The sequence below is a fragment of the Flavobacterium gelidilacus DSM 15343 genome (assembly GCF_000422685.1).
Taxonomy (GTDB): domain Bacteria; phylum Bacteroidota; class Bacteroidia; order Flavobacteriales; family Flavobacteriaceae; genus Flavobacterium; species Flavobacterium gelidilacus.
Genome location: NZ_AUGN01000001.1, coordinates 102,725 through 124,849, shown reverse-complemented (window position 1 = coordinate 124,849; position 22,125 = coordinate 102,725). Strand labels below are relative to the sequence as shown.

Sequence of the window (22,125 nt, the reverse complement as noted above, 5' to 3'; positions counted from 1 at the left end):
ATGAAAAAGTATTTTTTACACAATGGTTCAGAAAACATAGGGCCTTTTGACATTGAAGAATTAAAAGAAAAAAAAATCACAAAAGACACTCCTGTTTGGTATGAAGGATTAGAGGATTGGAAAGATGCTTCAGAAATTGAAGAATTAAAATCAATATTATTGGTTACTCCTCCTCCACTAACCAAGAAAGAAGCACCTCAAAGTTTTTCTGAAACTAAAGTAAGTGAACCAAAAAAGAAAAATTATTTTATGAAGGCTTTGAAAATAATAGCTATTGTTTTAGTTATTTACCTTGGAGGTGGTTTGATCTTTAAAGCTTTAAATTCTAGTAATTCATCCTCTGAATATAGCTATGAAGAAAGTGTAATGACTATAGAAGAAATTGAAGCTCAATCTCCTTTAAATTATCTTAATGCTTCGGGTACTTATAAAGAAAATTTCTATGGAGATAATATTAAAATTAATGGTACTATTTCTAATAGTGCAACTATGACAACTTATAAAGATGTAACTGTGAAAGTTTTTTATTATAGTAAAACCAAAACATTGTTAAATACCGCAGAATATATGCTCTATGAGTTTTATCCACCTAATACAACTTCGGAATTTAAATTAAAAGTAGAAAATTATAATAATGTAGCTAGTTTAGGTTGGGAAGTTGTTAATGCTAGCGTAAAATAGAACACTATTTATAGTTCTTTGCTAACTTGTAGATAAACCATATTGAATTAATTACTAAATGAATAAAAATAGGTTAAAACAATTAAAATGAAAAAGTATTTTTTAAATGATGGCACAGAAAATAAAGGTCCATTTGATATTGAAGAATTAAAATTACATAAAATTACAAGAACCACAAAAGTATGGTTTGAAGGATTAGAAGAGTGGCAAAATGCGGAAGAAATAGAAGAATTAAAAATAATATTCACATCTACTCCACCGCCAATTAAAAGTAAATTAACTCCTCCACCAATTAATTTAAATATTTTAGAGGAGAAAGAAAACAAGATATTTGGATTGCCTAAAAAAACGTTTATTATCATAATTGTTTCACTTGTATTATTGATTTCTTTGATAATAAAACTTATACATAATTATAATATTGAAAAGACTAAAAAAGATAATATTGAAACTGGCATTTACAATAAACAGCTAAATATTCAGAATGAAGAAATTGCCAAGCAAAAAGAATTATTAGCTGAAAAGGAACGCTTAGAAGAAGAAAGAATTGCAAGAGAAAAACAAGTTGCTATAGATAAAAGAATTCAAGAAATTGTAACCGAATTAAATATTGCTAATGAAGAACTCGACAAGGCTAACCAACAATTGGTTAATGTTACAGAATTTAAATTTCTTAGAACTTCAGGCGAACGCGCAGGTCAAATTCAAGATGCTAAACAAAATATTTCAATTTGGGAAAATGAAATAGAAAAGCTAGAGAAAGAAATGGCAAGAATCAATCCTCATTGGGGAGTAGGTAGTTAGAAAATAGTTCAAACTGATTTTTCTGTTGGCTGTTTTACTTTTTTTATAGAGGTTTTTGAACAGGCTGAGAATTTTAAGAAGAATAAAGGGTAATTATATATCTTGGGAATCTAGTCTTTGCGAGGAACGAAGCAAGCTGTTGACGGTTAAGAAAGATGTGAAAGAAGTTCTTTTGAAGCTTTACGTAAACGTGAAAGGAGTTTTTTTGATGGTTTACGGTTACGTGAAAAGGTAGCTTCGTACCTCGCTATGACCGGTGTTGATGGTGTGACCGGTGGGTTGGGAAGCATGATTATCAACTTTACGGTTAGTTGAAAAGATAGCTTCGTGCCTCGCTATGACTGGGGTTGATGGTGTGAACGGTGGGTTGAAAAGCATGATTATCAACTTTACGGTTAGTTGAAAAGATAGCTTCGTACCTCGCTATGACGGGGTGTTGATGGTGTGAACGGCGGGTTGAAAAGCATGATTATCAACTTTACGGTTAGTTGAAAAGATAGCTTCGTACCTCGCTATGACTGGTGTTGATGGTGTGAACGGTTAGTTGGGAAGATAATTTATGATGTTTACGTTTACGTAAGAAGTATAAAAAAAACTATACATCATAAAAAAACAGTCTTTGCGAGGAACGAAGCAAGCCGTTGACGGTTAAGAAAAATGCGAAAGAAGTTCTTTTGAAGCTCTACGTAAATGTGAAAGGAGGTTTTATGATGGTTTACGGTTACGTGAAAAGAAGTTCTTATGAAGTTTTACGTAAACGTGTAAGGAGTTCTTATGATGGTTTACGGTTAGTTGAAAAGGTAGCTTCGTTCCTCGCTATGACGGGGTATTGATGAAGTGAACGGTGGGTTGGAAAGATAATTTATGATGTTTACGGTTACGTGAAAAGATAGCTTCGTTCCTCGCTATGACGGGGTAAAAAAGACGTAATGATTAGGTGGTATGAAAACAGGATTTGTTTATATAATTACGAATAAGAATAACACCGTGTTATACATTGGTGTTACTTCTAATTTGCCACAACGGATTATGCAACACAAAGAGAAAAAGTATAAAGGTTCGTTTTCGGCTCGGTATAATTTAGATAAGTTGGTTTACTTTGAACAATTTCCTATGATTGGTGATGCCATTGCTAGGGAAAAACAATTGAAAGCAGGTAATAGAGCTGCGAAAGAAAAATTAATTAATAGTATGAATCCTGATTGGAGGGATTTGTATGAGGATATTAAGAATAACTATATACCATAAAAAAAAAGTATTAAATTCAATAAAAAATTATATATAAAATGGCTTCAGGAATATTTGCATTGTTAGATGATATTGCAGCATTGATGGATGATGTGGTTGTGATGAGTAAAATAGCTACTAAAAAAACGGCTGGAATATTGGGTGATGATTTAGCGGTTAATGCTGAAAAGGCATCGGGTTTTGTTTCTTCTCGGGAGATTCCGGTTTTGTGGGCAATTACTAAGGGTTCTTTTCTTAATAAACTTATTATTTTGCCACTTGCTTTTGTCTTGAGTTATTTTGTGCCTTGGTTGATTACGGTAGTACTTATTTTAGGGGCTGTTTATTTGGCTTATGAAGCTGCTGAAAAAATATACGAATATGTTGTACCTCATCCGAAAGCAATTAGTGTCATTGAAGGCACTAATTTAACCCCAGAGGAATTAGTCGTGCAAGAAAAAGCCAAAATAAAAGCCGCTATAGTTACCGATTTTATCTTGTCGGTAGAGATTGTTATTATCGCTTTAGGTACGGTTTTGGAAAAAACAATCACGACACAAATAATTGTGGTTTCTATAATTGCCTTTCTTGCTACTGTAGGAGTTTATGGAGTGGTTGCCGCTATAGTGCGTATGGATGATTTAGGTCTTGTGATGACCAAAAGAAAAAGTAAGGCTTCTCAATCAATAGGAAAACTGTTGATACAAACACTTCCGTTAATCATAAAAGGACTTGCTTTTGTAGGTACTGTTGCCCTAGTCTTGGTATCTGGTGGTATCTTTGTGCATAACATTGAATTTGTACATCATGCTTTGGAAGGATTGCCTGCTATTGTAGGGGAATTTTTGGCTGGTGCTGTAGGGGGAATTCTCGTTTTTTTGGTTGTGAAAGGGTTTGCACTGGTTTGGAGGAAGGTTAAGAAGTAGGGAGTTGTTGGTTGTTTTGTTTGTGGGTTTGAACGCGGATGAAACGGATTTAACAGATGGTCACGGATTTGAGGAATTAAAGAAATCTTTATAATTTTATTTGCTTGTTTTGGATCCTTATAGTATGACAAGTTTGTGGGTAGTTTTTTTAAAACACATAGGTACATAGGTTTTTTCTTTGATTGGGTTAGGGCGCTTTGCTTTGCATAGGGTTACATAGATTAACTTCTTTGCGAACTTTGCGTAAGTCTTTGCGCTCTTTGCGGTTAAAAATCTCTAAAGTTAAAATACATTTTAATCATCATCAGGATTAAAACCTTCCATAAAATCATCCCAATTAATGGGGTCTTGATAATCATTTGGATCTGGGGGAATAGCTCCAGGTGGATTAAATAATTCCCATTCATCCCAATGGTAATTACTCTTATCAAAACTGGCAACCCATTCAATAAAAAGTGCTCTAAAAATGTCTATTTCTTTTCTAATTAAAGTAACATATTCAGTTTCCTTAAAAGAATCATGAAATTGTAAACTCCCAACTTGAGTTTGTAAATGCATAGCATAATCGCGAATTATAGATGCGTTTTGCATTCGAATACAATACATATTTCCACCTTCTGCCCCAGCAATTTTGGTACAAATAATAGCTGCATCATCTCGCATCTTGTATTTAGTTTCATTTAAATAGGCATCGTCTTCTGGAATTAAATCCATTAAGCTATTAACCAATTGAAATATTAATTCCGCTTTTATATAAATGGGTAAGTTTTCTAATTTCTCTTTTCGACTCATTTTAGTGATTTTGGTAAGGCTAATTTATGAATTTAAATGAAAAGTTTTTATTACTATTTAAGAAATAGATTGTGAAGTTTCTTGTGACTTCCTTCCTGAGTCAGGTGGAAAAATTTGGCGATGTGCTTTGTTTACGGCCTTTGTTTCTAAATAACTCGATCGCTCATAAAAATCCGTGAAAATCTGCTAAATCCTTGTCATCCTCGTTCTAATTCTCTATTCAAAGAACATACAGATTTCTCTAATTGCTGCAATCAGTGTTCCAAAAAAAGCAATTGAGGTAAAAAAAATCGGTGTACCTTTGCAAAAGCTAAAGCCGTCAGGCTGATTAGTGTAAAAATACTTAAAAAAATAAAATGTCAAATAAATTCTCTGATTTAGGAATAGCAGCCCCAATACTAAAAGCAATTACGGAACTAAAAATTATTGACCCTACAGAAATTCAGGAAAAAGTAATTCCGTTATTATTAGCTAATAAAACCGATTTAGTGGGACTTGCCAAAACAGGTACTGGTAAAACAGCTGCTTTTGGATTGCCGCTTTTGCAATTAATCGATACATCTTCACCTTTAGTTCAAGCAGTTATTTTAGTTCCGACAAGGGAATTGGGACATCAGATTTTTACGAACTTAGAGAGTTTTGCCAAATATCTTCCTGAAGTTTCTATAGCAGCTACTTGTGGTGGAATTCCGATTAAGCCTCAAATAGAACGCTTGTCTGCTCCTACTCATATTGTAGTAGCTACTCCAGGGCGTTTGATTGATTTGATTCAGAAAAAAGCCATTTCGCTTAAGGATACTAGATTTTTAGTATTAGATGAAGCCGATGAAATGGTTTCTATTCTAAAAGAAAGTCTGGATGAAATTGTGGCTGAATTACCCAAAGAACATAAAACACTTTTGTTCTCCGCGACTATGCCGGGAACGATAAAGCAGTTGATTCAGAATTACTTGCATAAAAACGTAGTTCAGGTAAGTGCTAATATGCAAACGGTTGGAAATCAAGGTATCGATCACGAATATATTGTGGTAGACCCGATTGAAAAACTGGATGTATTAATGCATTTCTTAAATACCAAAGAAGGCGAACGTGGAATTATCTTTTGCAAGACTAAAGCAGCGGTTAATAAATTGGCTAAGAACTTAGCGATTAATCGTTTCTCTTCTGGTGCTTTACACGGAAGTTTAACGCAAGGAATTCGAGATAGAATTATGGGTCAATTTCGTGAAGGTCATATCAATATTTTAGTAGCAACCGATTTAGCGGCTAGAGGAATTGACGTAAAGGAAATTTCATATGTGGTGAATTATCATTTACCTGATGCTTATGAAGCTTACGTTCACCGTAGTGGTAGAACGGCAAGAGCTGGTGCAAAAGGATTGTCTTTAACAGTACTTCAAGAAGAAGAGGTTAAGGAAATTGCGAATTTTGAAAAAGAATTGGGTCTTAAGTTCAAGGAGTTCAAAAAACCGAGTACGACTAGTATCGAAGAAAACAATACGCTTTTATGGGCGAAACAAATCTTTAAAACGAAACCCAACCATGAGGTGGATGAGGAATTGAAAACTAAAGTCAAAACTGTTTTTCATCATTTAACAAAGGATGAGTTGATTGATAAGTTGTTGGCTAATTATATACTACAACATAAGAACGAACCTGTTGAAAAGCCTGTTAAGAGACAGAAGATGAAGAAAAAGTAGTAATCAGTGCTCAGTGTTCAGTGTTCAGTGCTGAGTTTGTGGAATAATGATTTGGTTTTATAGGAACGATACTTAATCTCAACCGTCAGTTCGAGTGGTCCCGATGCCAATCGGGATTGTATCGAGAACTGTTGTTGTGGAAATGTTGTGGCTACTTTTTAAACCATATAAGGCATATAAGTTTGTTTTGCTTTAGATAGATTGCATAGTTTAAATTCTTTGATACTATTTTACTACGTTCTGAACACTGAATACTGAACACTGAACACTGAATACTAAAACATGAAAAACAACCTCGGCTCCATATCTTTATTAATTGCTTTTTTAGGCTTGGTCCTTTGTGAAGGACTGTTGCGTATGGATGTTCTTACGCATACGGGTTGGAGGATTGTTGTGGCAGGTTTTGAGGCAGCTACCATTGGTGGTTTCGCGGATTGGTTTGCGGTTAGTGCTTTGTTTCATGAAATTCCTATTCCTTTTATTCGTAAGCATACTAATATTATTGCTAAAAACAGAGCTAAACTAACGGAAGGGATTGTTGATTTAGTTACTAATAAATGGCTTTCCCCTGAAATTATTGCTGAAAAATTAAATGAGGTTGACTTAGCGAAAACTATTCTCGATTTCTTACAGGAACCTAAAAACCAACAGAACGCTATTGGTTTGATTCAGAAAATAGGCTTGCAATTTGCCAATGATTTGGATAATCCGAAGTTTGCGGAAGCTTTACAAAAAATACTACGAGAACAAATCGCTACTATAGATTTGGCAACTCCACTGGGTACTTGGTTAGAAAAGGCCATTAAGGATGGGGATCATCATAAATTATGGGAACTTATACTTGAGGAAAGTGCTTCGGCACTGACTAATCCGGACACTAAAGAACTGTTGCTTTCTAAACTTGAAGTGGCTGCTGAAGAATATGCTAAAAAAGGTTTGTTAAAGAAAACGGTCTTATTTTTAGCTGAGAAAACGGGTGGTATTGATTTGGATCTCATTGCTGATGATTTACTTGAAAAAGCGCAAGAACTTATGGCTGAAGCTAAGTCAGATGCTTCTCACCCCATCCGTGCGAAGTTTGACGATTGGTTGCTTGAATTTGCCCATGAGTTGTCAGTTGGGGATGAAAAGTCTGTCGCTATAATTAAAAATCTAAAAGAACGCTTGATGCAGCATGTGGAAGAGGAAAAAGTGGTGCATGCACTTTTACTTAAAAGCAAAGAAACGCTTACAGCTCAACTACAAAATACGGAAACACCAATGATGCAGTTTCTGATTACTAAATTAAATCACATATTGTATGATTTAAAAGAGGATAAAACAACACAAGATAAAATCAACGTTTGGATTAGAGAAACGGTTTCAGATTTACTGGTGAAGTTTCACAGTGAAATTGGCAATATGGTCCGAAGCAGTATGATGAAATTAAATAACAAGGAACTGGTGGAGCAAATTGAAGAAAAAGTAGGTGGTGATTTGCAATACATTCGTTTGAATGGTGCTGTTGTTGGTGGTTTGGTGGGGATCGTTATTGCTTTGCTTAAGTTATTGTAGTTTTTGTTGTCGGTTGTTGGTTTGATTTTGATTGTGGGTAGTTTTTTAACCACATAGTGCACATAGTTTTTTTCTTTCTTTGTGTTTAGACGCTTTGCTTTTAGGATAGGCTTACATAGATTAGTTTCTTTGCGCTCTTTGCGGTTAAAGAATATCTATTTTTTTAGGAACACAGATTAGAGAAATTTTAGAAATCTTTATAATTTTAGTTGTTTGTGGAGTTGCTTGTGTGGGATTCTTACAGAATGACAAGTTTGTGGTTAGTTTTTTTTTAAACCATATAAGGCATATAAGTTTTTTTCATTGCAAGCTTTGCGTAAAACTTTGCGCTCTTTGCGGTTATAAACATCTCGACTTCACTCCTTAGTCACTTCTAAATAAAATCTGTGGCTCTGACAAGTTTGTGGGTAGTTTTTTAACCACATAGGTCACATAGGTTTTTTCTTTGTTGGATTTGAGGCGCTTTGCTTGAGATAGATTTACATAGACATTTTGCGTTATGTACTATACTCTAATCTCCAAACCTCCTTTCCCCTAGTCCCCTTTTCTCCCTTTCCCTAAGTCTCATTCCTTTAAAAATCTAATTTAAGAACTAATGAAGTACCAAAATTATCTTTTACTACGCTTACTTGAATGCCTTGAGTATATTTTGTTGTGAAGATATAAGAACTTCCTATACCAAGAGCTGCACCAGCAAGGACATCAATAAAATAATGATTGTCAGATTGAACTCTTGAATAGCCAGTGTAAGCTGCTAATAGATAAGCGGGAGCTCCAAATTTCCATCCATATCGTTTTTGAATAAAAGCGGCACTTTGGAAAGTAACTGATGTATGACCGGAAGGAAATGATTTGTTATCAAAACCATTGGGTCTTTCTTTACTAATTACTAATTTTAAAGCTTCGGTTGTTATAATATTTAAAAGAAAGCCTTTTGAGAACTGCCCTGCTCCTTTTCCGTCTTTTAGAACTATTGTGGTAGCTAAAGTGGTTAAAGGAAGAGCGTATAATAATACATCACCACTAGTTTCTATAGTATTATTTTGTGCTTGCGTATTAAGTCCATAAAAAAGGAATAGTAAAACGGCTAGTAAGGGTTTAATCATTGTTAAATTAGAAATTTTTTTATAGATTTTATCCATTAATAACTTATTTCTCTAAAAAATATTGTTTTATTAAGGAGCTTTTTTAATAAAGTCCATTCAATCTTAATGAATTCTTTATAAAAAATATAATATTATCAAATTTATTGTGCTAAAGATGAGAAGTCAGAATTATGATCCTACAGTTTGGAAACATATTCCTTTAGTTTTTTCTATACTAGATTAATCACATTTTGCTAAAAAATGACATGATAATTATCAGCTAAAGAGATATTTAAAACTATTATCTTTATACTATTATTTAAAGTACACCATAATGCGAAAGTTATTTCTATTTCTTATATTGAGTCTGTTTATAATGGCTTGTCAAAAAGAAAAACCCATTACACCTCAACGCCTCAACATGACGGAATCTATTTATAGCTCTGTTATAATTCAACCCGATAGTTTGTATGAAGTATATGCCGTTATTTCGGGTATACTTGAGCATAGTTTTGTAGAAGAAGGTGATACTGTGACAAAAAATCAGGCCTTGTTTCAGGTGATTAATACAGCTCCCGAATTGAATGCTAAAAATGCTAAGCTTGCCTTAGATTTAGCGAATGATAATTACAGTGGTGGAATTACGGTACTTCAAAGCATTAAAGATGAAATTAATGCCGCTCAATTGAAATATAAGAATGATTCCATCAACTATTTTAGACAAAAGAATCTTTGGGATCAAAAAATAGGTTCTAAAATTGAATTTGATACTAAAAAATTGAATTATGATTTAGCCAAAAATAACTTAACAACTCTTCAAAGTAAGTTAAACCGAACTAAAAATGAATTGTTAATCAACGTTAAACAAGCTAAAAACAATTACAATACTTCTCTTGTGGCAACTAAAGATTATACGATTAAAAGCAGTATCACTGGAAAGGTTTATGCACTTCATAAAAATTTAGGGGAACTAATTAATACAGTAACCCCTATAGCGACTTTAGGGAGTGGCAGCCAGTTTATTATTGAAATGCTAGTAGATGAAGTGGATATTGTTAAGGTAATTAAAGGTCAAGAGGTCATTATAAATTTGGATGCTTACAAAGGTGAGATTTTTACAGCCAAAGTGACTAAAATATTACCCCAAAAAGATGAACGCAATCAGACTTTTAAAGTTGAAGCCGTTTTTGATACTGCTCCTAAAGTACTATACCCGGGTTTATCGGGTGAAGCTAATATTGTAATTGGCAGACGAGAAAACATACTAGCCATTCCGATAGCTTATTTACTTGATGATGATAAAGTAAAAACGGATGCCGGAATAGTAACCATAACAACTGGCTTGCGCAACATGGAATATATAGAAGTCCTATCAGGGATTACTGAAAAAACACTACTTTATAAAACGGAGAAATGATCAATTGGACTGTTATCTTAACGATTGCTAAAACGCATTTAATTACGAAGATTAAACAGACTTCTGTGGCTGCGCTTGGAGTTACGTTTGGTATTGGGGCTTATATTACTTTAGTAAGCTTTATGACAGGTTTAAATACGATGTTAGATAATTTGATGATGAATCAAACCCCACACATTCATATCTATAATGAAATTGAACCCTCTAAAGAACAACCTATCGGTTTATATGATAAAGTGGTGAACAGTACCCATATTGTGCATTCGATAAAACCCAAACTAAGTCAGAAAAAAATACACAATGCTTTGCCTTTAATGAAGTATTTGAATGAAGATGCTAATGTTAAAGGAGCTATTCCGCAAATTAAAGCTCAAATCTTTTACATTGCGGGTTCTATAGAAATTGCTGGTAATTTAACAGGAATTAATGCTTTAGAAGAAGCGCGGTTATTCAATTTAAAGGATTATATCATAGAAGGTTCAGCTGAAGCCTTGAACAATAATGAAAATGGTATTTTGTTGGGTGTGGGTATTGCCAAAAAGATGTCGCTTCATGTGGGAGATAGAATACAAATAAGCACCATAAAAGGAGATGTCTTTCCGCTTAGAATTGTGGGACTTTATCAAAGTGGTGTTAAAGATATAGATGCTATTCAAAGTTTTTCTAATCTTAAAACGGTGCAACGCATTTTAGGGGAAGCAGAAAATTATATAACAGATATCAACGTCAAACTAAACAACATAGAAATGGCTTTGCCTATGGCTAAAAAAATAGAGCGTCAATTTGAACTAAGAGCCATAGACATTAACACTGCAAATGCCCAATTTGAAACGGGAACTACGGTTAGAAACTTAATTACTTATGCGGTTTCCATTACCTTGTTAATTGTAGCAGGTTTTGGAATCTATAATATCTTAAACATGCTTATTTACGAAAAGATGAATGACATAGCTATACTAAAAGCAATTGGATTCTCTGGTAAGGATGTTCAAATGATATTTATGAGTCAGGCTATGATTATTGGTTTTGTAGGAGGTGTTTTAGGTTTGTTATTGGGTTTTGGCTTATCCAGTCTTATAAGTACCATTCCTTTTGAAACGGAAGCTTTGCCGACTATTAAGACCTATCCCATTAATTTCAATCCATGGTTTTATGGTATTGGAATAGTGTTCGCTTTACTATCAACGTTCTTTGCGGGCTATTTGCCTGCTCAAAAAGCCAAAAAAATAGATCCAGTAAAAATCATAAGAGGACAATAAAATGAGTACAGTTTTAGAAGCAAAAAGCATCAATAAGTATTTTGAAAAGCCAACTCGCTTTCATGTGTTAAAGGATATTAACTTTAAGATTGAAAAAGGAGAGTTTGTTTCTATTATGGGAAAATCCGGTTGTGGTAAATCTACTCTACTCTATATTCTTTCTACAATGGATACTGAATATGAAGGTGCTTTATTGCTAAACAATGAAATCATAAGTGGGCAAAGTAGTAATCATTTATCCTACATAAGAAACAAGCATATTGGGTTTGTTTTTCAATTTCATTATCTGTTAGCTGATTTTACGGTTTTAGAAAACATCATGCTTCCTGCAAAAAAGCTGGGAGAAAAATCATTAGTAGAAATAGAACAAGATGCTTATGATAAGCTAAAACTCTTAAAGATTGAACATTTGGCACTTAAAAAAGCTTCTCAGGTTTCTGGCGGAGAAAAACAACGTGTAGCCATTGCAAGAGCACTTATCAATAATCCTTCAATAATCATGGGTGATGAACCTACTGGAAACCTTGATAGTCATAATGCAGACAATGTTTTTACTATTTTTAGAGAATTATGCGATAAACAGCATTTATCTTTATTAATCGTAACGCATGATGAAGATTTTGCTAAACGTACCGATCGTATTATTCAAATGGAAGATGGTAGGATTATTAGTTAGTTTTCAGTTTTCAGAAAATAGAAGTAGTTTTTTTTTGGAGTTTCTCTTAGGTATCTTACTTAGTAAGATTACAAGATTGGGAATTAGTTTATGGAGTTTCTTGTGGGTTGTAACGTCGATGACACGGATTGATTTTGCCAAAAGCTGATGGTCACGTATTTTTTTAAACCACATAAGACACATAGTTTTTTTCTTTGTTTGGGTTAAGGAGCTTTGCTTGTTTTAGGATACATTGCTTAGCAACCTTCTTTCTTTTATCTTTCTTCTTTCTTTTATCTTCTTTCGTCCTGTTTTCCTAGCATACTTTTCGTAATCCTTTGCGATTTTAAGGTTAAAGAAATATTCCCTTTTCCCATTTTTGTAAATTCTACAAGCTGTCTTCTGCAAAACGAACACTGAACACTCCAATAAAAACCTACTTTTTAAGCCTCTCCTTCTCTACCTTTTCCTGTTCCTTTGCTAACTTCTTGAAATAACCTCTAAGTAAAAAGTTATGTTTTAAAGCATCCATACTTTGGTTAAATTTATATGTTCCTTCGTTTAGGTTCTTAATGGTTTGGTCTAAGTTTTTTGCAAACTCTTCATCTGTAGAGAGGTAATTAACTGCTCCTTTTCCGTTTTTAATTTGTTGAATTGTTTTATTAATACTGTCAAGAGTAGTATTAATATTTTGGCTAGAGCGTTCTAAATTGGCAATAATATTTTTAACCTTTTGCGCTTGAGCTTTATCATTTACTAGAATTCCAGCGACACTTTCATTTAGATTTATGGACTCGATTTTTGTTGTTAAGGCATCCATAGTTTTTGAAGCATTATAACTAGTTTTTTGCAAGTTAATAATGATTTTTTTTATATCGTTTGAAGTAATGCTGTCATTAATAAGCATACCTAAAGTTCCCTTTTTTTGGTTGATTGAATTCGTTATTTTTAATAAATCGACAGTCAAAAGAGCGGCATTTTCATTGGTTACATTTAAAGTGTTTAGCATTTCATCAGCACCTATTTTTGTATAAGATTTAATAAAGTCACCAGCTTTTACACTTGTTTCCTTTCCTTTACCTGGAATTATATTTACTAACATATTTCCAACTAAACCATCTGTTCCTATAGTAGCAATAGCATCTTTTTTAATATGGGTTATCATTGTTTTTTCAATTAACAAGTCCACTTTAATTATAGAATCATTCAGCATAGAAATTGATTCTACAGTACCTACATTAATTCCGGAATAGCGCACATTATTCCCTTTTTTTAAGCCGTTAATGTTTGAAAACTTAACACTTATAAGATCATTTTTTCCAAATAGATTTTGACGTTCTCCAATAAGGTAAATGGCTACAGTAAATAATAGCAATCCTATAATTACAAATAGACCTAGTTTAAGTTTTTCATCTGAAGTTTTTCTCATACTATATTTAATTTACTTCTCTTTTGTTTTTATTTAAAAAATGCTTTTACTTTCTCATCTGAAGAATTTTTTAGTGTGTCATAATTTCCTTCTACATAATTGATGCCATCGATTAAAAGAATCATTCGGTTGGCAATTACTCGGGCACAATCTACATCATGAGTAATTATTAGGGATGAGGTTTTATATTGTTTTTGTATGTTTTTCATAAGTTGAATAATTTCTTTTGATGTAATAGGATCTAATCCGCTGGTAGGTTCATCGTATAAAATTATTTTTGGCTTTAATATTAAAGTTCTGGCTAATGCAATTCTTCGTTTCATTCCACCCGAAAGTTCTGATGGCATTAAATCAATAGCATGTAATAATCCAACATTAGTAAGTGCCTCTTCTACAAATGCTGTTGTATCTAAATTTTTTTCAAAACGTTCTTTATGATGTCTCAATGGAAACTCAAGGTTCTCTCTTACGGTCATAGAATCATATAAAGCACTTCCTTGAAATAAAAATCCAATTTCACTTCGTAATTTATCAAATTGGGTTTGGTTTAGTGTTGTTATTTCTTGGCCCATTACCCTAATACTTCCAGAATCAGGTTCAATTAATCCAATCAAACATTTAATCATTACCGATTTTCCAGAGCCGGATTTACCCATTATAACTAAATTTTCTCCTTCATTTAACTCCAAATTAAAACCGTTCAAAACTTGATTGTTTCCAAAACTTTTCTTTAAATTTTTAATTTCTAAAATAGTTTTAATTTCTGAATTAAATTTCGGTGTTATATTTGAAATTTCTTCTAGCATTTTTTTTAGGTTTTAGATGAAAATATCAGTGATAAAAACAGCAATAAAATCGATAATAAACAAAAGCATAGAGGTATAAACTACGGCAGAATTTGCAGCTATTCCTACTCCAACTGTTCCTTTTTCGCAATAATATCCTTTATAACATCCAACTAATCCTATGGCATAACCAAAGAAAAAAGTCTTAATGGTGGCAGGAAGTAAATCACTATATTCTATGGCATGAAAAACTTTATCAAAATATAGAAAAAAAGAAACGTCTCCATTTAAATTCTCAACAAGAAAGGAACCATATAATGCCATAGTATCACCAAAAAAGACCAATATAGGAATCATTAATGTTGTAGCTAAAACGCGAGTGACTACTAAATATTTAAAAGGGTTTGTTCCCGAAACTTCCATAGCGTCAATTTGTTCTGTAACACGCATTGAACCTAACTCAGCACCAATACCTGAACCAATTCTACCTGCACAAATTAACGCTGTAATTATAGGTCCTATTTCTCTAACTATAGAAATACTAACCATAGAAGGCATCCAAGATTCTGCTCCAAACTGTTCTAATGTAGGACGTGTTTGTATAGTTAATACTAATCCAATAATAAAACCAGTAATCAACACTAAACCTAAGGATTTATTACCCATATTATAGCATTGTCTGAGTAACTCTTTAAATTCAAACGGTTTACTAAAAAGTTCTCTAAAAAAACGGCTTGAAAAATAAGCCAATTCTCCTATTTCTATAAAGAAATTTTTTATATTTAAAGCTAATTGAGAAGATTGAACCATAAAATAATGCGTTGAGTTTTGACTTCATAACTTAATCCATAAAGTTAAGAATTTATAATTCAATATTATATGATAAATGTCAATATAGTTAGTTTAATATAGTTCTAAAGAAATAAATGCTATTTAGTGACTAAATAAGATAAACTTACCTAAAAATAAATTTTATTACTTCCAGAGATTTCTTAAGCCAAAATAATATAAATAGGTATATATTTTATCAAGATTACTTTGGAACTAACTATTGCCTTTTTCTGATTTATTATTCTCTTACTTTTTAAATTAAACTTTATTTATTCTCTTTGAGGATATAATAATTTAAAGAGGAATAGAAAATAACGTTCACACTAATACTGAAATAGGTAAAAAGCTTTACATTTTCAATAATATTATTTGAATTCAAGTAATGACTTTTAAAGAAAAAAAGTAGACTCAATCCCAAAAAGAAAATTATGGGTGATACAATAAGAATGTATTTATTAGATTGGAAGAAATAGAAGTTATCTCTTTTTAATTGGTTAAAACTTTCAAAAACAAAGAATAGAATATAAAGAAACGCTCCCAAAATTAAGGTATAGTAATTAAATTCTATAGGACCTTCCATAAATAAGAGGTTCATAAAAGCAAACAAACTAAACAAAATTATTGTAGCTATAATCAATTTTTTAGCATTAAAAATCATGTGTAATATTCGAAACCAAAGTATAATGCTAACCACTACACTAAAGGTTGTAAAAGTACTATAAGGTAAGTCATAAAATTTTAAATAGGCATTACTTAATTCAGCAAAAACGCTAATACATAAGATGTAAAAAAGGTATTGATTAATTCTTTTTTTTGTTTTAAGTTTTAGTAAGGCATGTAAAAAAGTTAGTAAGACAAAGAGTTTGCTTATAATTGAAGGAAAATATAGCATTTCTTCCATAATTAGGTTTTTAAAAAGTACTTTGATGGGGTTTATTATTGGATTTCTTTGTTGTTTCCAAACTATCCGTATTAAATTCGATAGCATAATTTGGAAAAATCATGCCGTTAGTATTCAACAAATTTCGTTTTTCTATAACTTCTTTTTCTTGAGCCGTTTTTAACTTAGCCTTAGCACTGTTATCTTTTACACAACCCACAAGTAAAACCAGCATAAATAGTATAAACAAAGAGCTTCTCATAGGATATATTGCTTTAATGGTACTGAAACAAAAGTCAGGAAAAAAGCGAATAAAAGGGTCAGGAAAAACACCCTAATGTTATAAGAGTTTTTCCTATAAGTTTATGAAAAAGGATTAATTAGCTATCTTTGCCATCTTAAATAAATGAAATGTCAAATACAGATAACACTACTTTCAAGCCAGATAATACAAATTTATTAGCCAAAATAAAAGCCTTTCAAGCTAGTCAAAACCAAGAAACATTTATGGCAGTTTTGGAAGAATTACAAGGAGATAATGCCTATTTATTAGTTCCAACTTCGAGTCCAGTTACTGGAGAAAACCCTGAAAAAGGATGGACCACTTTAGAAAAAGGTGCGCAATTATCGTTTACTTCGGTCTTTGAAACGGAAGGCAAATTGGTTATGGGCGTTTTTACTTCACAAGCTACTTTAATGAGTTGGGCTACTGAAACTAAACCATTTGTAACGCTTCCTGCTAAAGAGGTTTTGGAGATTGCGGTTGAAAACAAAATAAGTCAACTTATTATAGATAGCAACCAGGAAAGTATGTTTGTTTTGGGAAGAACGGTTTAATGGATAATGGATAATGGATAATGGATAATGGATAATGGATAATGGATAATGGATAATGGATAATGGATAATGGATAATGGATAATGGATAATGGATAATGGATAATGGATAATGGATAATTTATGAGTTTTAAATGTAAAATTTCATAATTGAATCATTTATTTAATCCAATAATTGTTAATTATCAATTAAAATCACTCCATTTCACCTAAATAAATAGACCAAACTTCTTTTGTCGTTGATCCAAACTTCTTTTCAACAGGTTTGAAAATTATCTTGCTAAAAACTTCTATACTACAACGTTGGTTGGTTTCTATGACTTCTAAGTTGTATTTAGTGGTCCAAAAGTCAGCGCCTACTATAGAATTTTCAAGAGCTGTTAATTTAAACTTGTAGTTTTTGTTTTCAATTTTGTCTAGTAATTTATCTAGTAGAATGGGATTGTTTTCTGAAGACACAAAATCAACAACTTTTATATGCTTTTGTATAAATAAATTATGAATAGCGGTTTTAATTTCTACTTTTAATGAGTCTGAAGCTTCTTCGTTAGCATACAATTCCAAATAAGCATAATAATCTTTTACTTTAAAAACAGCACTTTCTTGATAAGCTTTAATCGCTTGAAAACTGAAATTAGATTTTATAGCCTCTTTAGAAGATGCACTAGTATTGTTGCTCTGACTAAATGATGTCAGTGCAAAGGCTAGTAGTAAAAAAGTAAGTACTTTGGTTTTCATCTTATTGTTGTAGGATTCTTATAAAATTTATTTGCTTGTTCGCTTCATTTTTAATTTCTAAAACTTTCATCTTCTTAAGCGAAGCACTTGGAATTATTAACTTTTCGGAAAATTCTTCTTTATTGAAATATTCAGCTCCTAAATCATTCTTAAGCATCACAATCACTTCTAGATCATCTGAGAAAATCTTATTCAATTGTTCTTTTCGAGTTTGCCAGTCTTTAATGTCAGATTTCATAAAACCTTTCAACATCATAGCATAATCGTTCGGTTCTAATACAATATTTGGATGTGGATGCGTATTGGTAACTATAACTTCCTTTTGTTCGTAAAATGGACTGTTTATAACAACCTTAATACTATCAGTTGTTTTTATTTGCAATTCGGAATTAATAATCTCTATCGGAATTTCTGAACTATCATTTACAATAGTCGCTTTGATATCATCCATATTGATTTTATCATTGGTGTAAGAGTCTTTTACTTCTAGTGAATGCACATTGTCTTTTTCATAAATTAAATTGTAAAAAACAAAGGCACTTATTCCAGTTATAATAAGTAATCCTGCCAACCATATTAACTTATTCTTGTTGCTTTTCATTACATTAAGTTGAGGTTCTGCAATCACAACTTTATGCTTAAATACATATTCCTCCCAACCCGAAAACCCAACCAATTGCGATAAGATATTCAACATATCTTTTCTAGGTAATTTGTCATTCTTTTCTGGTTTTAAATGGGAATAAATCCACTTCTCACTAACGGTTTGTTTGACCTTTATTTCAATGAGTTCTATTAGGTTTTGTATGTCTTGTGAACTAAAGGTTTTCCATGTTCCGTCAAAATAAGGATGATGCTCTTTATAGACAAAAAGCACATCGTTTTTAAGGTTTTGAAAAAGATCTAATGGATTCATTAATTAATTGGAGTCAAAAATAATCATACAGGTTTTCTATGCCACTGTAAAAGTACTGTAAAAGTAAAGAAAAAACTTTATAGTAAATAGAAAGTTCATTTACCAAACGCTTTTTTGGGGCTATTAGTACTATTGCAGTAAATAATTTAAAATCTAAAAATATGAAAACAGTAATCACAAAAAGCAAAGCCCTTTTAATCTTCTTATTTATTGGCGCATTTAGTCAAGCACAAATTAGCGGTAATCAAGTGTATGGCAACTCAAGCTCCAATAGTAATCGATCACAAAATAGCCAAACCCTTTCGGTCAATAACAATGCGCTTTCGGTAAGTATTTCAATTCTTATGAATTCTAAAGCCGATGGTTTTGTACTGACTTTGGGACTAAATCAAGAAGCAGAAACCGTTAAAGCTTGTAACGCTCAAATAAATACTAGAATTGATAGATTTATGGCTCAAGTTAAAACTTTGGGCATTAAAAAAGAGGATAGTTATATAGATTTTATTTCTCAAACCAAAGTATATGATTTTACTGTGGAAGGAACTACAGCCAAACAATTTGAAACAGGTTTTGAAATTAAGAAAAATATAATCATTACTACAAAAAACGTAAGTGATTTAGAAAAAATAATAACTATAGCTTCTGCATATGAAATTCATGATATTATTAAAGTAGACTATTTTAATGAGAATTCAGATCAGATCCACAATACCCTATTTGATGAAGCCTTAAAAATAGCTGATGCTAAAAAAGACAAGTATTTAAAAGCGTTTAAAAAGAAAATTGTAGGAACACCAGATGCAAATGAAGTTTTTGAGGTTTACTTTCCCAAAAACCAATATAAAGCATATCAAGCCTATGAAAGTGCTGAAATTGAAACCAATTACAACAATAGAAATGTCAATTACATGAAAAAGTTAATCCGAAAAAATAAGAGTTTCTATTACGATGGTGTTTCAACGGCTGGATTTGATAAAGTTATTAATTCAAACCAAACTGAAGTTGGTATTCAATATACATTGAACTTGACGGTTACTTATAAGATTGACACTTCGATTTAGGTTTTGTTTATTTTGTTTCAGGTTGTTTCAGGTTGTTAAGAAAAAATATGAAACCCGTCAATCAATAGAGATAAATTAAATTTTACCCAAAAAATTGACCATCCAAGTAATACCAAACTTTATCTTTTTGTTTAAAAGTAGACTTCTCATGATGAACTTGATCTTGTTGTTTTTCATCTAGATAGTAAGCTTTGAATTCTACTATATTTTCATGGGCTTCAATTACTTCTAATCTTAACCAAGTATTGCTTTTGGACCATTTTAGAATCTCAGCTTTGGAGTAATATTTTTGTTCAGAAATATGCGTTGTAGCAACTAAATAATCAGCATCATGAAGTACATAAGCTGAATATCTTGAACGCATTAATTGCTCTGGAGTTTCAGGAAATGCGGTTTTGTTTAGAAAAGGTTCACAACAGTTTTTAAAAGGTTTGCCCGATTTACAATAACAGTTTTCCATTTATTTAATATAGTTTCTTTTAATTTCAATAAACGAGTTATTTGTGGTCAGTAACTCGTTTATTATTTCATGTCTTAATTCTTCCAAATCAATATGTGTCAAATACTTAATCCAATTATCTTCTTGTAAAACTTCTTTACATATTTTAATACGTTTAGCGGTTTCAGATGCGTTTCTGCATACTAACTTTTCATCATAGGTTGGGTTGTTTTTATGTTGGAAATTAACTGTTCCATTTTCAAAATCAACTTGAATATAAAATAAACTCTCTTGTTCGTTGTTTGGATAAAAGTCAGTCCATTTAGCATAGCCAACTTTAATCTGAACTCGTTTCAGATTCTCATAAACATTACTAGTTTTGGGCATTGCACTCGAATCTAACTTCCATCTGCAATTCGCAGCTCTTCCCCAATGGTTCGAAACCCTATATAAACCTTCATCTGTAAAATAATAACTACTACCCGATTTACTTGAGTAATTAGGTTGTAGTTGTGCAATATCTTGTAAACTCACTTCTTTAAAAACACAAAAAGTGTGTTTATGGAAATTATGTCGAGAATATGTTTTAATTTTCAAAGGATAAATTATTTTGTAACAAAAGTATCATTTCATATTTAAAGATAAACCGTATATTTACCAAAATTAGAATTTCACCTATGAAAGAAGAATTATTTGACTCGTATAATTACATTTTTGAAGAGGAATTATTAGAAGAAATTTCAAAAGTTGGTACTTTCAGAAATTTTAAAGCTGATGATTATCTGATTGAAATTGGTGATTATATCAAATCAATGCCATTATTATTAACAGGTGCAATTAAAATCCTTAGAGAAGATGATAAAGGCGATGAACTTTTGCTTTATTTTTTAGAAAAAGGAGATACTTGTGCTATGACTTTGACTTGTTGTATGGGTCAAGCCAAAAGTAAAATTAGAGCAGTTGCCGAAACAGATGGTACTTTAATTATGATTCCCGTTGAAAAAATGGAAGATTGGTTAACTAAATATAAAACATGGAGAAATTTTGTATTTGATAGTTATAATGTCCGTTTAAAAGAGATGTTAGAAGCTATTGACACTTTAGCCTTTATGAATTTAGACGAACGTTTGTATAAGTATTTAACGGATAAAGCTAAGGTGATTGGAAAAACAGAAATTAATAATACACATCAAGAAATAGCTTATGAAATGCATACTTCTCGCGTGGTAATTTCAAGACTTTTAAAAGCTCTTGAAATAAAAGGAAAAATTAAATTGAATAGAAACAATATAGAAATTTTAGAATTTTGAGTGAAATCTTCGGATATGTTGGTGCTCTACTAATAGGGTTAATTTTAGGATTAACTGGTGGAGGTGGTTCGGTATTAACAGTGCCTATTTTGGTTTATGTTTTGTTAATCGATCCCGTCTTAGCAACTGCTTATTCTTTATTTATTGTTGGTACAACTTCAGCCTTTGGAGCCACTCAAAATTATTTTAAAGGACTAGTAGATATTAAAACCGGAATTATATTCGCGATTCCATCCTTTATAGCTGTCTTTGTTACTCGCAGATTTATTCTACCAAGAATTCCAGATACTATAGTAGAAACTGCGACTTTATTGTTGACGAAAGATAAATTTTTGATGGCATTTTTTGCTATAGTTATGCTTTTTGCAGCCTATTCTATGCTTAAGAAACCAAAATTAGTTTTAAGAGAAATTACTCGAAAAAAATATCTTTTAAATTTAGTTATTCAAAATTCTATTATTGGGGTTATTATAGGTTTAGTAGGTGCTGGAGGTGGTTTCTTAATCATTCCTTCTTTGGTTTTATTTGCCAAGTTACCTATGAAAAAAGCGGTAGGAACTTCACTCTTTATTATTACCATAAATTCGCTAATTGGTTTTTTAGGTGATGCTTCTAACCCGAGTATTGATTGGGATTTCTTAATGATATTTACTTCCATATCAATAATTGGTATCTTTATTGGTATTTATCTGCATAGATACATAAATGAAAAACAATTAAAAATAGGTTTTGGTTACTTTGTATTAGCCATGGCAACTTTTATTTTATTTAAAGAGTTTTACTTTGTGTAACGTATGTTA

The 22,125-nt window shown here is 31.8% G+C and carries 23 protein-coding genes; 13 read left to right on the top strand and 10 right to left on the bottom strand.

Annotated elements, in window-relative coordinates; all coding sequences use genetic code 11:
* The 4 genes from G507_RS0100545 (at position 1) to G507_RS0100525 (ending at position 3,638) form a co-directional block, all read left to right on the top strand.
* Positions 1 to 681: a DUF4339 domain-containing protein gene (locus tag G507_RS0100545; protein ID WP_026715648.1), complete on the top strand. Its 681-nt coding sequence runs from the start codon at positions 1 to 3 to the stop codon at positions 679 to 681.
* Between the two features lie 87 nt (positions 682 to 768).
* Positions 769 to 1,485, top strand: coding sequence for a DUF4339 domain-containing protein (locus G507_RS0100540; protein ID WP_026715647.1), 717 nt, complete (start codon positions 769 to 771; stop codon positions 1,483 to 1,485).
* A gap of 942 nt (positions 1,486 to 2,427) precedes the next feature.
* Positions 2,428 to 2,733, top strand: coding sequence for a GIY-YIG nuclease family protein (locus G507_RS0100530; RefSeq protein WP_026715645.1), 306 nt, complete (start codon positions 2,428 to 2,430; stop codon positions 2,731 to 2,733).
* A 38-nt stretch (positions 2,734 to 2,771) separates the two neighbouring features.
* Positions 2,772 to 3,638 carry a DUF808 domain-containing protein gene (locus tag G507_RS0100525; RefSeq protein ID WP_026715644.1) on the top strand — a complete coding sequence of 289 codons (867 nt, stop codon included), beginning with the start codon at positions 2,772 to 2,774 and terminating at the stop codon, positions 3,636 to 3,638.
* 294 nt (positions 3,639 to 3,932) lie between these two features.
* Here G507_RS0100525 and G507_RS16160 read toward each other — a convergent pair whose 3' ends face one another.
* Positions 3,933 to 4,430, bottom strand: coding sequence for a hypothetical protein (locus G507_RS16160; protein WP_035665320.1), 498 nt, complete (start codon positions 4,428 to 4,430; stop codon positions 3,933 to 3,935).
* Between the two features lie 356 nt (positions 4,431 to 4,786).
* On the opposite strand from G507_RS16160, the gene G507_RS0100510 reads away from it, so the two are divergent.
* Positions 4,787 to 6,130: a DEAD/DEAH box helicase gene (locus G507_RS0100510; RefSeq protein ID WP_026715643.1), complete on the top strand. Its 1,344-nt coding sequence runs from the start codon at positions 4,787 to 4,789 to the stop codon at positions 6,128 to 6,130.
* A 282-nt stretch (positions 6,131 to 6,412) separates the two neighbouring features.
* Entirely contained in the window at positions 6,413 to 7,684 is a 1,272-nt protein-coding gene (locus G507_RS0100505; protein ID WP_084518908.1) for a DUF445 domain-containing protein, read from the top strand.
* A gap of 572 nt (positions 7,685 to 8,256) precedes the next feature.
* Here G507_RS0100505 and G507_RS16155 read toward each other — a convergent pair.
* On the bottom strand, positions 8,257 to 8,826 hold the full coding sequence (locus tag G507_RS16155) for a phosphatase PAP2 family protein (protein WP_157496448.1): 570 nt from the start codon (positions 8,824 to 8,826) through the stop codon (positions 8,257 to 8,259).
* Between the two features lie 277 nt (positions 8,827 to 9,103).
* On the opposite strand from G507_RS16155, the gene G507_RS0100495 reads away from it, so the two are divergent.
* Genes G507_RS0100495 through G507_RS0100485 form a run of 3 tightly spaced genes read left to right on the top strand, consistent with a single transcriptional unit; the run spans position 9,104 to position 12,121 of the window.
* Positions 9,104 to 10,186, top strand: a complete 1,083-nt coding sequence (locus G507_RS0100495) for an efflux RND transporter periplasmic adaptor subunit (protein WP_035665316.1) — start codon at positions 9,104 to 9,106, stop codon at positions 10,184 to 10,186.
* On the top strand, positions 10,183 to 11,445 hold the full coding sequence (locus tag G507_RS0100490; RefSeq protein ID WP_026715640.1) for an ABC transporter permease: 1,263 nt from the start codon (positions 10,183 to 10,185) through the stop codon (positions 11,443 to 11,445). Before G507_RS0100495 ends, G507_RS0100490 begins: the two co-directional genes overlap by 4 nt.
* A 1-nt stretch (position 11,446) precedes the next feature.
* A complete protein-coding gene (locus G507_RS0100485; protein ID WP_026715639.1) occupies positions 11,447 to 12,121 on the top strand; it encodes an ABC transporter ATP-binding protein in 675 nt (224 codons plus the stop codon).
* A 415-nt stretch (positions 12,122 to 12,536) separates the two neighbouring features.
* Here G507_RS0100485 and G507_RS0100480 read toward each other — a convergent pair whose 3' ends face one another.
* The 4 genes from G507_RS0100480 to G507_RS0100465 all read right to left on the bottom strand — a co-directional run bounded on the left by G507_RS0100480 (position 12,537) and on the right by G507_RS0100465 (position 16,260).
* Positions 12,537 to 13,529, bottom strand: a complete 993-nt coding sequence (locus G507_RS0100480) for an MlaD family protein (protein WP_026715638.1) — start codon at positions 13,527 to 13,529, stop codon at positions 12,537 to 12,539.
* Positions 13,530 to 13,558: 29 nt separating this feature from the next.
* On the bottom strand, positions 13,559 to 14,335 hold the full coding sequence (locus tag G507_RS0100475) for an ABC transporter ATP-binding protein (protein WP_051191436.1): 777 nt from the start codon (positions 14,333 to 14,335) through the stop codon (positions 13,559 to 13,561).
* A 12-nt stretch (positions 14,336 to 14,347) separates the two neighbouring features.
* Positions 14,348 to 15,124: an MlaE family ABC transporter permease gene (locus G507_RS0100470; RefSeq protein ID WP_026715636.1), complete on the bottom strand. Its 777-nt coding sequence runs from the start codon at positions 15,122 to 15,124 to the stop codon at positions 14,348 to 14,350.
* 932 nt (positions 15,125 to 16,056) lie between these two features.
* Positions 16,057 to 16,260 (bottom strand): hypothetical protein, encoded by a 204-nt coding sequence (locus G507_RS0100465; RefSeq protein WP_026715635.1) that lies wholly within the window; start codon positions 16,258 to 16,260, stop codon positions 16,057 to 16,059.
* Positions 16,261 to 16,436: 176 nt separating this feature from the next.
* On the opposite strand from G507_RS0100465, the gene G507_RS0100460 reads away from it, so the two are divergent.
* Positions 16,437 to 16,862 (top strand): SseB family protein, encoded by a 426-nt coding sequence (locus G507_RS0100460; protein WP_026715634.1) that lies wholly within the window; start codon positions 16,437 to 16,439, stop codon positions 16,860 to 16,862.
* A 194-nt stretch (positions 16,863 to 17,056) separates the two neighbouring features.
* Here G507_RS0100460 and G507_RS0100455 read toward each other — a convergent pair whose 3' ends face one another.
* Together G507_RS0100455 and G507_RS0100450 are read right to left on the bottom strand one after the other, a co-directional pair.
* Positions 17,057 to 17,599 (bottom strand): hypothetical protein, encoded by a 543-nt coding sequence (locus tag G507_RS0100455; RefSeq protein ID WP_026715633.1) that lies wholly within the window; start codon positions 17,597 to 17,599, stop codon positions 17,057 to 17,059.
* A 1-nt stretch (position 17,600) separates the two neighbouring features.
* On the bottom strand, positions 17,601 to 18,515 hold the full coding sequence (locus G507_RS0100450) for a hypothetical protein (RefSeq protein ID WP_026715632.1): 915 nt from the start codon (positions 18,513 to 18,515) through the stop codon (positions 17,601 to 17,603).
* A gap of 161 nt (positions 18,516 to 18,676) precedes the next feature.
* Between G507_RS0100450 and G507_RS0100445 the strand changes: the two genes are divergently transcribed.
* Positions 18,677 to 19,576, top strand: coding sequence for an SIMPL domain-containing protein (locus tag G507_RS0100445; RefSeq protein ID WP_026715631.1), 900 nt, complete (start codon positions 18,677 to 18,679; stop codon positions 19,574 to 19,576).
* Positions 19,577 to 19,658: 82 nt separating this feature from the next.
* Here the strand turns inward: G507_RS0100445 and G507_RS0100440 are convergent, their stop codons facing one another.
* Both G507_RS0100440 and G507_RS0100435 read right to left on the bottom strand, forming a co-directional pair.
* Entirely contained in the window at positions 19,659 to 20,036 is a 378-nt protein-coding gene (locus G507_RS0100440) for a YchJ family protein (protein ID WP_026715630.1), read from the bottom strand.
* The gene (locus G507_RS0100435; protein WP_051191435.1) at positions 20,037 to 20,612 is read right to left on the bottom strand and encodes a hypothetical protein; all 576 of its coding nucleotides are present in this window, start codon (positions 20,610 to 20,612) and stop codon (positions 20,037 to 20,039) included.
* A gap of 80 nt (positions 20,613 to 20,692) precedes the next feature.
* Here G507_RS0100435 and G507_RS0100430 point away from each other — a divergent pair, with 80 nt between their 5' ends.
* Positions 20,693 to 21,325: a Crp/Fnr family transcriptional regulator gene (locus tag G507_RS0100430; RefSeq protein ID WP_026715628.1), complete on the top strand. Its 633-nt coding sequence runs from the start codon at positions 20,693 to 20,695 to the stop codon at positions 21,323 to 21,325.
* On the top strand, positions 21,322 to 22,116 hold the full coding sequence (locus G507_RS0100425) for a sulfite exporter TauE/SafE family protein (RefSeq protein WP_245575582.1): 795 nt from the start codon (positions 21,322 to 21,324) through the stop codon (positions 22,114 to 22,116). Before G507_RS0100430 ends, G507_RS0100425 begins: the two co-directional genes overlap by 4 nt.
* The last annotated feature ends 9 nt before the right edge of the window (positions 22,117 to 22,125 follow it).